Source organism: Flavobacterium sp. (genome assembly GCF_046293665.1).
Taxonomy (GTDB): domain Bacteria; phylum Bacteroidota; class Bacteroidia; order Flavobacteriales; family Flavobacteriaceae; genus Flavobacterium.
Window position 1 is genome coordinate 177,738 of the sequence record NZ_JBKBOL010000004.1, and the last position, 14,154, is coordinate 191,891.

16 protein-coding genes are annotated in these 14,154 nt (G+C 35.8%); 13 read left to right on the forward strand and 3 right to left on the reverse strand.

Annotated features, from left to right (window positions below):
* The first annotated feature begins 59 nt into the window (after positions 1 to 59).
* From tsaD to ACK4R1_RS08480, 8 genes are all read left to right on the forward strand, one after another.
* The gene (tsaD, locus tag ACK4R1_RS08445; RefSeq protein WP_409685805.1) at positions 60 to 1,082 is read left to right on the forward strand and encodes a tRNA (adenosine(37)-N6)-threonylcarbamoyltransferase complex transferase subunit TsaD; all 1,023 of its coding nucleotides are present in this window, start codon (positions 60 to 62) and stop codon (positions 1,080 to 1,082) included.
* 3 nt (positions 1,083 to 1,085) lie between these two features.
* Positions 1,086 to 1,790, forward strand: a complete 705-nt coding sequence (locus tag ACK4R1_RS08450; RefSeq protein ID WP_409685808.1) for a 16S rRNA (uracil(1498)-N(3))-methyltransferase — start codon at positions 1,086 to 1,088, stop codon at positions 1,788 to 1,790.
* Between the two features lie 5 nt (positions 1,791 to 1,795).
* Positions 1,796 to 3,010, forward strand: coding sequence for a thioredoxin family protein (locus ACK4R1_RS08455; RefSeq protein ID WP_409685810.1), 1,215 nt, complete (start codon positions 1,796 to 1,798; stop codon positions 3,008 to 3,010).
* On the forward strand, positions 2,992 to 3,642 hold the full coding sequence (locus ACK4R1_RS08460; protein WP_409685814.1) for a DUF4159 domain-containing protein: 651 nt from the start codon (positions 2,992 to 2,994) through the stop codon (positions 3,640 to 3,642). The genes ACK4R1_RS08455 and ACK4R1_RS08460 overlap by 19 nt, the downstream gene beginning before the upstream one ends.
* A gap of 162 nt (positions 3,643 to 3,804) precedes the next feature.
* The gene (locus tag ACK4R1_RS08465) at positions 3,805 to 4,761 is read left to right on the forward strand and encodes a zinc metalloprotease (protein WP_409685818.1); all 957 of its coding nucleotides are present in this window, start codon (positions 3,805 to 3,807) and stop codon (positions 4,759 to 4,761) included.
* An 86-nt stretch (positions 4,762 to 4,847) separates the two neighbouring features.
* Positions 4,848 to 5,951 (forward strand): AI-2E family transporter, encoded by a 1,104-nt coding sequence (locus tag ACK4R1_RS08470; protein WP_409685821.1) that lies wholly within the window; start codon positions 4,848 to 4,850, stop codon positions 5,949 to 5,951.
* 1 nt (position 5,952) lies between these two features.
* On the forward strand, positions 5,953 to 7,128 hold the full coding sequence (locus ACK4R1_RS08475; protein ID WP_409685824.1) for a THUMP-like domain-containing protein: 1,176 nt from the start codon (positions 5,953 to 5,955) through the stop codon (positions 7,126 to 7,128).
* Between the two features lie 7 nt (positions 7,129 to 7,135).
* On the forward strand, positions 7,136 to 7,705 hold the full coding sequence (locus tag ACK4R1_RS08480; protein ID WP_409685827.1) for a hypothetical protein: 570 nt from the start codon (positions 7,136 to 7,138) through the stop codon (positions 7,703 to 7,705).
* On the opposite strand, the gene ACK4R1_RS08485 is transcribed toward ACK4R1_RS08480, so the two are convergent.
* From ACK4R1_RS08485 to ACK4R1_RS08495, 3 genes are read right to left on the reverse strand one after another with little or no spacing between them, the layout of a single operon-like run.
* The gene (locus ACK4R1_RS08485) at positions 7,702 to 8,361 is read right to left on the reverse strand and encodes a M15 family metallopeptidase (protein WP_409685830.1); all 660 of its coding nucleotides are present in this window, start codon (positions 8,359 to 8,361) and stop codon (positions 7,702 to 7,704) included. The two genes, ACK4R1_RS08480 and ACK4R1_RS08485, sit on opposite strands and share 4 nt — an antisense overlap.
* A gap of 3 nt (positions 8,362 to 8,364) precedes the next feature.
* On the reverse strand, positions 8,365 to 9,669 hold the full coding sequence (locus ACK4R1_RS08490; protein WP_409685833.1) for an NAD(P)/FAD-dependent oxidoreductase: 1,305 nt from the start codon (positions 9,667 to 9,669) through the stop codon (positions 8,365 to 8,367).
* 2 nt (positions 9,670 to 9,671) lie between these two features.
* Positions 9,672 to 9,992, reverse strand: coding sequence for a rhodanese-like domain-containing protein (locus ACK4R1_RS08495; protein WP_409685836.1), 321 nt, complete (start codon positions 9,990 to 9,992; stop codon positions 9,672 to 9,674).
* A 169-nt stretch (positions 9,993 to 10,161) separates the two neighbouring features.
* On the opposite strand from ACK4R1_RS08495, the gene ACK4R1_RS08500 reads away from it, so the two are divergent.
* The 5 genes from ACK4R1_RS08500 (at position 10,162) to ACK4R1_RS08520 (ending at position 14,082) form a co-directional block, all read left to right on the forward strand.
* Positions 10,162 to 10,623: a MarR family winged helix-turn-helix transcriptional regulator gene (locus ACK4R1_RS08500; protein ID WP_409685839.1), complete on the forward strand. Its 462-nt coding sequence runs from the start codon at positions 10,162 to 10,164 to the stop codon at positions 10,621 to 10,623.
* A gap of 6 nt (positions 10,624 to 10,629) precedes the next feature.
* Positions 10,630 to 11,262 carry an NAD(P)H-dependent oxidoreductase gene (locus ACK4R1_RS08505; protein WP_409685843.1) on the forward strand — a complete coding sequence of 211 codons (633 nt, stop codon included), beginning with the start codon at positions 10,630 to 10,632 and terminating at the stop codon, positions 11,260 to 11,262.
* A 24-nt stretch (positions 11,263 to 11,286) separates the two neighbouring features.
* Positions 11,287 to 11,850, forward strand: a complete 564-nt coding sequence (locus tag ACK4R1_RS08510; RefSeq protein WP_409685846.1) for a YceI family protein — start codon at positions 11,287 to 11,289, stop codon at positions 11,848 to 11,850.
* Positions 11,851 to 12,108: 258 nt separating this feature from the next.
* On the forward strand, positions 12,109 to 13,503 hold the full coding sequence (locus ACK4R1_RS08515) for an anthranilate synthase component I family protein (RefSeq protein ID WP_409685849.1): 1,395 nt from the start codon (positions 12,109 to 12,111) through the stop codon (positions 13,501 to 13,503).
* Between the two features lie 12 nt (positions 13,504 to 13,515).
* Complete coding sequence (locus ACK4R1_RS08520) at positions 13,516 to 14,082, forward strand: anthranilate synthase component II (RefSeq protein WP_409685852.1); 567 nt, start codon at positions 13,516 to 13,518, stop codon at positions 14,080 to 14,082.
* Positions 14,083 to 14,154: the final 72 nt, after the last annotated feature.

Genomic DNA, 14,154 nt, shown 5'->3' on the forward strand with positions numbered 1-14,154 from the left:
AAACTCTATTTTAGTTTTTTTGTAGGCTTGTCAAATATAAATCAAAATTTGTGCCTTTTATGCATACAGAAGAAGTTTTTATTTTAGCTATTGAAAGTTCGTGTGATGACACAGCAGCTGCCGTTTTACGTGGTAATAAGGTGCTTTCCAATATCGTTGCCCGACAAAATATTCATGAGGAATATGGTGGTGTTGTTCCGGAATTGGCTTCGCGTGCCCACCAACAAAATATTGTTCCGGTAATTGATGTTGCTTTGAAAAAAGCCAATGTCACTAGAGAACAACTGTCAGCTATTGCTTTCACCCAAGGTCCGGGATTAATGGGTTCACTATTAGTGGGTTCCTCTTTTGCCAAATCCTTATCAATGGCCTTGAATATCCCGTTGATTGCTGTGAATCACATGCATGCGCACATCTTGGCCCATTTTATTGACGAAGAAGGTTTTGACAAACCAACGTTTCCGTTTTTGGCTTTGACCATTTCCGGCGGTCATACCCAAATCGTAAAAGTAAACGACTTTTTTAACATGGAAATCATCGGTGAAACTACGGATGATGCCGTTGGCGAAGCTTTTGACAAAACCGCAAAAATACTAGGTTTACCCTATCCCGGCGGACCATTAATCGACCAATTTGCGAAAGAAGGTAATCCGAAAAAGTTTCCGTTTACCAAACCTAAAGTTGATGGATTAGATTTTAGTTTCTCGGGATTAAAAACACAAATTCTATATTTTGTTCAGAAAAATGTATTGGCTAACGCGAATTTCATTGAAGAAAATAAGCAAGACATTTGTGCTTCGGTTCAAAATGTGATTATTGAAATTTTAATGGATAAATTGAAATTGGCTGTAGCCGAAACCGGAATCAAGCAAATCGCCATTGGCGGTGGCGTTTCTGCAAATTCAGGCATTAGAACTACTTTAAAAGCGGCCGAAGGAAAATATGGTTGGAAAACTTTTATTCCTAAATTTGAATACACTACCGATAACGCCGCCATGATTGGCATTGTGGGTTATCAAAAATATTTACACGACAAATTCACCGATTCGACTGTCGTTTCTAAAGCGCGAATCGAATTCTAAACCATGCAATTATTCTTCAATCCATCGATTACTGAAACGGCGACTTCTTTTGTTTTTGACAAAGAAGAAAGCAAACATATTATTAAAGTATTGCGCAAAAAAGAAGGCGATACTTTGTATGTCACCAATGGATTTGGATTTGTATTCAAAACTGAAATCACAATTGCTTCCGATAATAAATGTACCGTCAAAATCAATTCGTTTGAACAACAAGCAAAGCCAAAATTTCATTTACATTTGGCCGTTGCACCAACCAAAATGAACGAACGCTACGAATGGTTTTTAGAGAAAGCTACCGAAATCGGCATACAAGAAATTACACCGATCATTTGCGAACACTCGGAACGAAAAGTAATCAAAACCGATAGATTTCAAAAGATTTTGGAAAGTGCGATGAAACAATCTTTGCATTTTTATTTGCCTAAATTAAACGAACCGATTGCTTTTAAAGATTTTCTTAAAAAGAAAATCAACAGTCAAAAATTCATTGCCCACTGTGAAGAAACCGATAAAAAGTCATTGAAAAACGAATTAAAAATCAATGAAGATGTTACCATTCTAATTGGTCCGGAGGGTGATTTTTCTGTTAAAGAAATCCAATTGGCACTCGAACAAAACTTTATTCCTGTATCTTTGGGTCAAACGCGTTTACGAACTGAAACTGCTGCAATAGTAGCTTGTCATAGTGTTGTATTTAAAAATGAGTAATCAATATGGAATTATTTTTAAGGAAATACTTAATTGTTTTCATTTTCTTACTTGCTTCATCTTTATTTGGTCAAAACCAAACTTTTTTTTTAGATAAAAATTATCCGGAAGTTCTTGAGATTTCGAAAAGCAACCAGAAACCTATACTGCTAATGTTTCATGCCAAATGGTGTCCGCATTGCAATAAAATGAAGAAAGAAGTTTTTCCTAATGAGGAGTTGATTGCTTTTTATACAACCAATTTCAACTGCCTGTCGATTGATATTGATACCGAAAACGGTAAATATTTGAGAGAAAAATTCAAAAACAACATCAATATTAAATACTTTCCAACTTTTGCATTTTTGGACAGTAGCGAAACGTTACTAGCTAGTTTCTCAGGCGAATTCAATAGTCAAAATTTCATCAGTGAAGGAAAAAAAGTTTTAATTAAAGACAATCAATTACCAACCCTGAAAGCAACTTTTTTAGCGGAAACTTCAAATCCTCAAAAATGCTTAAATTACATTACCGCTTTACGAAGAGCTGAATTTGATGCAACTGAAATGACCAAACTTTACCTAAAAACAAAGAAATCAGAAGAACTTTTTAGTGAAATCAATTGGCAAATCATGGCAAACGGAGTCAATAAAATGGATTCAGATGAATTTAAATTCATAGTTGAAAATCAAGAAGCCTTTCTAAAAGTAATTTCAGACAAAAGAATTAATCGAAAAATACAATTCGTTGTTAAGGAAAATATCAAATCTTTTGTTGAATCGCTTGACACTGTAAACTATAACCGAAACAAAAAAATAGCTCAAAACTTTCATATAAAAAGTATCGATTCTTTATTGTTTAAGTATGATTTAATTGTTTATGAAAACACAGAAAACTTTGAGGCTTATCAAAAAACTTCCCAGCAAAACGCAAACCGGTTTGCTTGGAATGATGCCAATACTCTAAATGAAATTAGCCTTGTTTTTTTAAACAATATACAGGATAAAAAAGCCATTGAAGAAGCCATCGAATGGTCAGAACGGTCTTTAAAACTTAATGAAACCATTGGCAAATATTATTTAATTATAAAATTAATGTTGAAAAATAAAGAGTTTGATAAAGCCATGAGTTATGCTACCATTGTTAAGAAAAAGGTAGAAAGCTTTCAAATGAACACTAATGAAATTGAAAATTTAATTGCTCAAATTAAAAACAAAAAACAATGGATACCCGAAAAATAATATTTCTACTATTTTTTTTACCCTTAGTCTCAATATCCAATGCTCAAGAAATTGCTTTGCTAAAATACAATGGCGGTGGAGATTGGTATGCAAATCCAACTTCATTACCCAATTTGATTAAATATGCCAATCAAACCATCAACACTAATATAAAAGCGAAACCGGCAACTGTTGAACCGGGAAGTCCTGATATTTTTAGCTATCCGTTTGTACACATGACCGGTCATGGGAATGTGGTCTTCAGCGATGCCGAAATTGTAAATTTGAGAAACTACTTGCTTTCAGGTGGATTTTTACATGCCGATGACAATTATGGTATGGACCAATACATTAAAAGAGAAATCAAACGAATATTTCCTAATAACGATATGATTGAAATTCCTGCCAGTCATGCCATTTTTCAAAAGCCTAATGTATTTGCAACAGGCTTACCTAAAATTCACGAACACGATAATAAAAGACCACAAGCCTTTGGTGTTTTTGTAGATAATCGCTTGGTCTTATTGTATACCTATGAATGTGATTTAGGCGATGGCTGGGAAGATCCCGAGGTGCACAACAACCCTAAAGAAATTCGTGAAAAAGCCTTAAAAATGGGAGCCAACATCCTTAACTACATTTTTAACAATTAATTTTTTGTAGTTCATTCCTTTCTTTAAATCGGCTTATCAATTCAAAAACTTAAAATTCGATGTTGTTCATCGATTTGTTGAAAACTTGTTTTGCTTTTTTTTCATCATAAATAGTAATTGCATAAAATTGCACTAACTATTTAACCAAATAATTATAAAAAAATGAAAAAAATCTGTTTATCATTAGCAACTTTGCTGATGTTGTTCTCATGTCAAGAGGATGAAAAATCTACTACTGCTGAAGCTCGTGTATCTAAAAGAGCGTGTCACACCCAAGAAGTTTTTGAAAGACAATTGAAAGAAAATCCGGGATTGGCTGCAAAAATGAATCAAATTGAAGCTTTCACAGAAAACGCAGTATTAAACCAAAGTCGTTTGGTAAACGGCAAAATTGAAATTCCTGTAGTTGTTAATGTATTATACAAAACTGCTGCTGAGAACATTTCGTTAGCCCAAATACAATCACAAATTGATGTTTTAAATGCTGATTTCAATGCCGCTAATTCAGATTTTAATCAAGTGCCAACCTTATTTTCAGGTGTAAAAGCCAATGTGGGAATCACTTTTGTTTTAGACCAAGTGATCAGAAAATCGACTACCAAAACCTCTTGGGGAACCAGAGATGCGATGAAGAAATCAAAACAAGGCGGAATTGACCCAACTTCTCCAACAACTAAATTAAACTTTTGGGTTTGTACTATTGGTGGCGGAATCTTAGGTTATGCTCAATTTCCTGGCGGTTCATCTGCTACTGATGGTGTTGTAGTTGATTCTAAATATGTTGGAGTTACCAGCAATTCAGGTCCGGCTTATCCTTACAACTTGGGAAGAACAGCAACCCACGAAGTAGGTCACTGGATGAATTTACGTCACATTTGGGGCGACACAACTTGTGGAAACGACCAAGTAGCTGACACACCTACACACAACACCGCTAACTATGGTGTGCCAACTTACCCACATTACAGTACTTGCTCAGGAACTCCGGTAGAAATGACTATGAACTACATGGATTACACTGACGATAGAGGAATGTATATGTTTACCAACGGTCAAAAATCAAGAATGGGTGCTATCTTCCTTTCAGGTGGCCCAAGATTCTCTTTCGGACAGCCATAATAATTGTTTATATAAATTTGGAAAAACTCGTCTCGTTATGAATAACAAGACGAGTTTTTTTTTACTTTTAGTCAAAATAAAAAACTATGATCAATTCAAAGGTAACTTCAAAAACGATTGCTTTAGGAATAGTTAAAGGAGTTGGAATTATTCTGTTGGCAGCCTTAGCTTTATACTTTTTATACCAAATTCAAGCCGTAATTATTTATTTAGTTGTTGCTTTTATATTAACCTTAATTGGCAATCCGATTCTCGACTTTTTTAAAAGAAGGCTAAAGTTCAACCACCTTTTTGCAACCATTGCTACCTTAACCATTTTCATCCTGCTCATTTTTGGCTTAATCTCAATGTTTATACCGCTAATTTTAGCACAAGGCGAAAACTTATCCTTATTAAACACTAGCGCAATAGAAAAAAGCACTCTTGAATTAATCAATAAAATAGGTGCTTTTTTAGATAACCACGGTATCGATTCTTCTAGTTTTTTTAAAGAAGCCAACATCAGTTCGAAATTGAATTTCAGTTTTATTCCAAATTTATTCAACAGTATAATCTCAACCATTAGCAGCTTCGGAATTGGCTTAGCCTCTGTCCTATTCATTACTTTTTTCTTTCTCAAGGACAGATTGGTATTCATCATAAGTGCCAAAAATTTAATACCAGACGCTCAAGAAGACAAAATCTTAAACTCACTACACAAAATCAACCATTTGTTGTCACGCTATTTTATTGGTTTACTGATTCAGTTACTAATTGTATTCATTTTATACCTTATTGTATTGCTCATTTTTGGTGTACAAAATGCCCTACTCATCGCTTTTTTATGCGCCGTACTGAATATTGTTCCCTATATCGGACCGCTAATTGCTTCAGTTGTCGCTGCCATTTTAACGATGTTAGGCAACTTAGGTGGTGATTTTCAATCCCAAATCTTGCCTTTAACGCTTTATGTGATGATTGGATTTTGGATAGTTCAATTAATCGATAATAATGTTTCTTCTCCTATGATTTTCTCGCAAAGTGTGAGTTCACATCCTTTAGAAATTTTTCTGGTTGTATTGATTACAGGCTTTCTTTTTGGAATTGTCGGGATGATTGTTGCCATTCCTTTCTACACGATTTTAAAGGTTTTTGGCAAAGAGTTCTTCCCCGAAAACAAAATCATCAAACTGTTAACCAAAAACATTTAGTATGGATCAATCCATATTGTCTGAAGCAATTCAAAGTTTTATCAATCAAAATATTAATGCTGATGTTAATCAGTTAGCGCTACAAAAAAACAAATTCCCAAATGCTGACTGGACTTCCATTCTGAATCAAATTGCGGCCAAACAAAAAGCAAAAACCAAATTACCCACTTGGTTTGATACTGAAAATATCATTTATCCATCCAAGATTTCTGTAGAGCAAACTTCCTCTGAAAGAACCGCTGAATACAAATCACAATTGGTTTCAGGCGAAATTCTGATAGATTTGAGCGGTGGTTTTGGCGTAGATGATTTTTATTTTGCCCAAAAAGTAAAACAAGTCATTCATTGTGAAATCAATGAGGAACTTTCGGAGATTGTAGAACACAATTTTAAGCATCTGAACGTATCAAATATTGAATGCATTTCGGGCGATAGTTATGATATTCTCAAAAGCAAAAACGAAACACTCAACTGGATTTACATCGACCCATCGCGAAGAAATGACTCGAAAGGCAAAGTATTTATGCTTAAAGATTGTCTTCCAAATGTGCCTGAAAATATCGATTTCTATTTTGGCTTTTCGCCAAACATCATGATAAAAACAGCTCCGTTACTGGACATAACCGCAGGATTGTCTGAAATGAAGAATGTAAAAGCCATTCACATTGTAGCTTTTGAAAATGAAGTCAAAGAATTGCTATGGATTTTGGAGAAAGATTACGCCAAATCAATTACAATATTCACTGTTAATCTTCTGAAAAACGAAACCGAAACATTTAGTTTTGAACTCGATACAGAAAATCAAGCTCATTTTGGATTACCCCAAAAATACTTATACGAACCCAACGCAGCCATCATGAAATCGGGCGGATTTGACGTGGTTTCGACTCAATTTAAACTGGATAAATTGCACCAACATTCGCATTTGTACACTTCAGAAACCTTAATCAATTTTCCGGGACGCCGTTTTGAAATTCAGCAAATCATTGGCTACAACAAAAATGAAATGAAACCATTCCTAGAAAATCAAAAAGCCAATATCACCACGAGAAATTTTCCCGATTCAGTGGAAAGCATTCGCAAAAAGTGGAAAATAAAAGACGGTGGAAATTTGTATTGTTTCTTCACAACTGATGCGAATAACAATAAAATAGTTTTACTTTGCAGCAAATTATAATAATTCCATGAAGAATCTGTTTTTAGCTTTATTTCTACTTTTAAATTTTACAGCATTTGCCCAAAAACCTTGTGAAATTGACAATGACATTAAAGATAGTTTAGGTATCTATAAATCGACTAAACAACACGTCATTTTTGAAAGAAGCTTCGCCGGAAACTCGACGAATATTTTCTTTTCTTTATACAATGACAATGGTATTCTTGGACTCGAAACTCAAATTTTACAACGCAGTCAAGATTTCATCAAAGCCATTTGTTTTGATGCCAGTTCTAAAATCTATTTACAGTTAAATAATAACAAAATTGTTACCTTACTTTATGCCGGTGCTGATACTTGTGGTAACTTGTTGCGTGATGAAAACAATAGTAACAACCGAATTACCAGCGGTACTTTTGTATTTTCTAAAGAAAATTTTGAAGAACTGAAGAAATCACCCGTGACTTTTATGAGAATAAAATATGCCGGAGAAACCATTGATTATCCTTTTAGAACGGCTTTTGTTTCAGAATTGGATAAAAAGGTATACGAACCGGAAGGGTATTTTATCGATTTCTTGAAGTGTGTTGAAAATTAGTCTGCGCAACGCCATTTTTGGTTAGACACTTGATCGGCTGAACTGTTATTCAAATTGTAATGCCACCATTCGGAATCAAAAGATTTGAAGTTGTGTTGGAGCATGATTTCTTTTAAAAACTTTCGGTTGGCTATAATTTCTTCGGAAAGATTTGGGTAATTGTGGCTTGCTTCTTCGCCAAAAAAATCAAATTTCGTTCCCATATTCAATTCGACTCCAAGCGAATCTACTAAAGTAATATCAACCGCGCCGCCTTTATTGTGAATAGACCCTTTTTTGGGATTGGCTACATAAGTCGGATTAGGAACAATTTTCCACATCTTTTTTTGAATCGCTATCGGACGATAACAATCGTATAGTTTTATTTTAAAGCCTTTTTCTAGAAAAGTCTTATTTGCTTCCAATAAAGATTTAACAGTCTTCACCCGCAAAAAACATTCGCCACAAGGATAAACTTTCTCTTTAAGAAAATTATCCGAAGTCGCATATTTCATATCGTAAACAAAATCGTTGCTGTAATTTTTCAGGTTGACAAAAGCGTTTTCATCTGTCTCTTTGTTGATGTCTAATAAAACCGATGATTTTTTGGCATCGAGATAAGTTGACTTACAGGAAACCAATAGAAATACCATCCATAAAAAAGAAACTTTTTTCATCGGTTATATTTCATCACTGGTAAATGTCGTGAAACTTCTTTTCTTGTACGGACGCACAATCAATCGGCCTTCTCTATCAAAACGAATGTAATTGTAAACCCAATTGGTGAAAACGACTGCTTTGTTTTTGAACCCAATTAAGGAAAATAAATGCACAAACATCCAAACAAACCAAGCAAAAACGCCACTGAAATGGTATTTAGGCAAATCAACTACGGCCAAATTTCTGCCAATCGTTGCCATCGAACCTTTGTCATTGTATTCGAAAGGCTTCATAATTCTGCCACCAATGAGTTGTACCAAATTGTCGCCCAGTAGTTTTCCTTGTTGCATCGCCGGTTGTGCCATCATTGGATGACCTTGAGGATATTCCTTGGTTTCCATTGAAGCGATATCGCCTATGGCAAAAATATTCTCATATCCTTTTACCTGGTTGAATTCGTTCACCCGAATGCGCTCCACTCTTTCCACCAAAGATTTAGCGTCTAAACCACGAATGGCTGCGCCTTGAACTCCTGCAGTCCAAATCACAGTTGCGGTTTCAAAAGTCAAATCGGTATTGGTGGTGATGGTTCTTCCGTCGTAATTAGTTACGCGAATGTTTTTCCAAACTTTCACCCCTAAATCTGTCAAAAACTTTTCCGCTTCCGCAGAAGATTTTTCACTCATAGTATTCAAAACCCTGTCATTGCTTTGAATTAAGTTAATTTCCATTTTGGAAATATCCAAATCGGGATAATCTTTTTGCAAAATCGCTTTTTTCATTTCGGCTAAAGCTCCTGCAAGCTCTACGCCTGTTGGTCCGGCTCCGACTAAAACAAAATTAATCAACAAGTTTCTTTCGGTTTCGTCTTTTAATAAAACCGCTTGCTCAAAATTCTCTAAAATCAAACTTCGAATGTTCAGCGATTGCGGAATAGTTTTCATCGACATTGAATAGCGTTCGATTTCTTTATTGCCAAAATAATTCGTTTTAGAACCGGTGGCTATTACTAAATAATCGTAATGCAAATCGCCTATTTCGGAGATGACTTTTTGTTCTTTGGTATCAATTTCTTTGACAGAAGTCAAGCGAAAGTAAAAGTCTCGGTATTCCTGAATCACTTTCCGAATCGGATAAGCAATCGAACCCGCTTCTAATCCGCCGGTGGCCACTTGGTATAACAACGGTTGAAAAGTATGGTAGTTGTGTTTGTCTAACAAAACCACTTGAACATTCTTATTGCGGAGTTTTTTGGCCAAAGCAATTCCGGCAAATCCACCGCCAATAATGACGATACGAGGTTTAGATGACGTTGGAATATTCATATTTAGCCTTCTGTAGAAAAGGCAACATCGCCTTTCCAGTTCATAAAACCACCGTCAAGGTTGAAAGTATTTTCAAAACCCATTTGGTTCATAATTTGACAAGCTTGTGCACTTCTGGCACCGGCTTTACAATACACATAATAGTTTTTAGATTTGTCCAATTCATCCACAGCATAGATAAATCCTTGTCCTTTATAAATATCTATATTAATGGCTCTGGGAATAAAACCTTCACTGCACTCTTCCGGGGTTCTTACATCTAAAATTACAGCGTTCTGATCTCTGTCTAATTGCGCTTTCCAGTCTTGTTGTGATAAATTCATGTGATTCTGTTTTGATTAACAAATATACTTTATTTAATGTCTTAAAATTCAATGTAAAAACCCAAATCTGCTACACTTTTAAAAAATTTAACAAAAAAATAACGAAACATTTGTATATACAACTATAAAAGTCTTTACATTTGTACCTACAAATATTACAATTGTAATTATGAAGATTGAAGAAGTAATAAAATCGACCGTTGCTCTGGAAGACGCTAAAAAAGTCATCTTGAATATTATGTTTACTCAAAACGTAATTAGCGACAAATTCAGCGAGATTTTAAAACCTTATGATTTATCGAGTGAGCAATACAATGTTTTGAGAATTCTTCGCGGTCAAAAAGGGAATCCGGCCAATATGTGTGTCATTCAAGAACGCATGATTGCTAAAAACAGTAACACTACTCGATTGATTGACAAGTTGTTGTTGAAAGAATTTGTTACCCGTGAAGTTTGTCCGGACAATCGCAGAAAAATAGAGGTGCTAATTACCCCAAAAGGCCTTGACGTTTTAACCGAATTAGACCCGAAAGTTAAAGAGCACGAACAACAATTCGCCGCCAATTTAACCCAAGAAGAACTGAATCAGTTAAACAACTTGTTAGAAAAATACAGAAAAACAACTAAATAAATCGCTATGAGTAACTTTATAAAGAATGCCAACTGGCGCTACGCCACCAAAAAATTTGACGCCACCAAAAAGGTATCAAATGAAGACCTAGAAGTTTTAAAAGAAGCCGTTCGTTTAAGCGCTTCTTCTTACGGATTACAGCCGTACAAAGTAATTTTTGTTGAAAATCCTGACTTGAGAGCAAAATTACAACCGGTAGCTTGGGGACAATCTCAAATTGTTGAAGCTTCTCACTTGTTAGTGTTTGCCAACATTACTGATTTTGGTGAGGCCCAAATTGACGCACACATCAACAATATTGCTATCACTAGAGGTTTACCAACCGACGCTTTGAAAGGTTACGGTGATTTCATGAAGTCAAAAATCACGACACTTTCAGAAGAAAACAGAAATGTTTGGACCTCTAAACAAACTTACATCGCTTTGACTAATTTATTAAATGCTGCGGCAGAATTAGGTATTGATGTTACCCCTATGGAAGGTTTTGAACCGGAAAAATTCAACGAAATTCTAGGGTTATCAGAACTAGGTCTAAACGCATCCTTAGTAGCCACTATTGGGTATCGTCACGCAGAAGATGACACTCAAAACTACGCTAAAGTGCGTAAATCAAACGAAGAATTATTTATCAATTTATAATCTATAACTAAATTTAATTTACAAATGAAAAATTTAAAAACTATTGCCATTGCCTTATTAGTAGCTTTCGGAACGACTGTTGCTACTGCTCAAAACAAAAAGATTGATGCTGCCAAAAGTACTATCAATTGGGTAGGTAAAAAAGTAACCGGTGAACACAGCGGAACTGTTAACTTCCAAGAAGGAATGTTAATCTTCAAAGGAAAAAAAGTAGTTGGTGGTAATTTTACTGTTGACATGACTTCATTAACTGCTACCGATTTAACCGGAGAATGGAAAGACAAATTAGACGGTCACTTAAAAGCCGACGACTTCTTTGGTACCGAAAAATTCAAAACAGCTACTTTAAAATTCACCAAAATTGCCGATAAAGGAAATGGTTTGTATGGTGTAACGGCTGATTTAACGATTAAAGGCATTACTAATCCGGTAACTTTTGACTTGACTGTAAAAGGAAACACTGCAACTACTGCTTTCAAAGTTGACAGAACAAAATACGATATCAAGTACGGTTCAAAAAGCTTCTTTGATGTTGGTGACAAAGCCATTTACGATGACTTTGATTTGGCTATCAAATTACAATTCTAATCAGGGAATTATTGTTATGAAATTAAAACCTCGAATTTTTTTCGAGGTTTTTTTATTTTAATGTTTGAAAATTAAAATCACTTCCCTACATTTGTTTCATACAAAAAGAAAATGAACAACATTTTAAACAATACTTGGTGGTGGAATACTTTACGTCGAACGTCGTGAAATAGTCCGCTATGAGTATATTTTAAAATCTAAATATCCAAAAAGGCTTGTCATTCACGACAAGCCTTTTTTTATGCTAAAAACTGAACTATGAAAACCTATCAAATCCATACTAACTTTAAACAAATCCTAGCCGATACGATCACGCCGGTGAGTATTTATTTAAAAATAAGAGACAAATTTCCCAACAGTATTTTACTCGAAAGCAGCGATTATCACACGGCTGACAACAGTTTTTCCTATATCTGCTGTAATCCTATCGCTTCCATCAAATTGGAAAACAATAGCATTTTAAAAACCTTTCCGGATGGAACCTCAGATGAAATTACGATTTCGGTTGATACTAATATTCCCAAAGTAATCGAAGCCTTCGCGGCACAATTCCAACCCGAAAAGAACAATTTCAAGTTCATCCACAACGGCTTGTTTGGTTATATCAGTTACGATGCGGTACAATATTTTGAGAAAATTGAGATTGCCAAAAAGTCCAATGATCTAGCCATTCCGGAAGTATTTTACGCCGTTTACCAAAATATCATCGCTATCAACCATTTCAAAAACGAGGCTTATATTTTCTGTCACAGCATTGACAATGCCAACAATATCAAAGAAATCGAACAATTATTGCAAACTAAAACTTTCGCGAGTTATGGTTTCACCAAAGAAGGCGAAGCGCTTTCCAACTTAACCGATGCCGAATTCAAAGCCAATGTCACTTTAGCCAAAAAACACTGTCACCGCGGCGATGTCTTCCAATTGGTGTTATCCCGAAGATTTTCGCAAGCTTTTAAAGGCGATGAGTTCAATGTGTATCGAGCTTTGCGCAATATCAATCCGTCTCCGTATTTGTTCTTTTTTGATTACGGCAACTTCAAAATTTTTGGGTCTTCGCCCGAAGCGCAACTCGTTATCAAAAACAACCACGCCGAAATCCATCCTATTGCCGGAACTTTCAAACGAACCGGTAACGACGAACAAGATGCCGATTTGGCCAAAAAACTATCCGAAGACACCAAAGAAAACAGCGAACACGTCATGTTGGTCGACTTGGCCCGAAATGATTTAAGTCGAAATTGTACCGATGTTAAAGTCGATAAATACAAAGAAGTCCAATTCTTTTCCCACGTCATTCACCTGGTTTCCAAAGTTACCGGAAAATTAACCGGTAGTTCTATGCAATTGGTAGCGAATACATTTCCGGCCGGCACTTTAAGTGGTGCTCCAAAACACAAAGCGATGCAATTAATAGAAAGTATTGAGAACACCAACCGAACATTTTACGGCGGCGCGATTGGCTTTATGGACTTCGAAGGCAACTTTAACCACGCGATTATGATTCGGACATTTTTATCTAAAAACCACCAACTGCATTACCAAGCCGGTGCCGGAATCGTGGAAAGTTCGACAGAAGAAAACGAAATGCAAGAAGTATATAACAAACTGAGAGCCTTAAATAATGCTTTAGATTTAGCAGAAACCATTTAACTTTACACCATCATGAAGATAGCCGTTATCGACAACTACGACAGTTTCACTTACAACTTGGTTCATTATCTCGAAGATTTGAACGGAAAAGTGACTGTGTTCCGCAACGACGAACTGGAATTGGAAGAACTCGAGTCTTTCGATAAAATCCTATTGTCGCCTGGTCCGGGAATTCCTGACGAAGCCGGTTTATTGAAATTAATCATCGCCAAATATGCCGCAACCAAAAGCATACTCGGCGTTTGCTTAGGCCAACAAGCCATCGGAGAAGTTTTCGGCGGAAGCCTAACTAACTTGGACAAAGTCTACCACGGCGTAGCGACCAAAGTAAACCAAACCGTTACCGACGAATCGCTTTTCAATAATTTGCCCAATGAATTTGAAGTCGGTCGCTACCATTCTTGGGTAGTCAATGCCAATGATTTTCCCGAAATCTTAGAAGTCACTTCAACCGATGAAAACGGCGAAATCATGTCACTCCGACACAAAACCTTCGACGTCAAAGGCGTCCAATTTCACCCCGAAAGCGTGCTCACGCCACACGGAAAAACCATTTTAAAAAACTGGCTTAACGCTTAGTTTACTGTCTGCTACAAGTCGACGGTAAACTTTTACGCTGTCGATTCTCGGCAGTTCACTAAAACTAAGTAC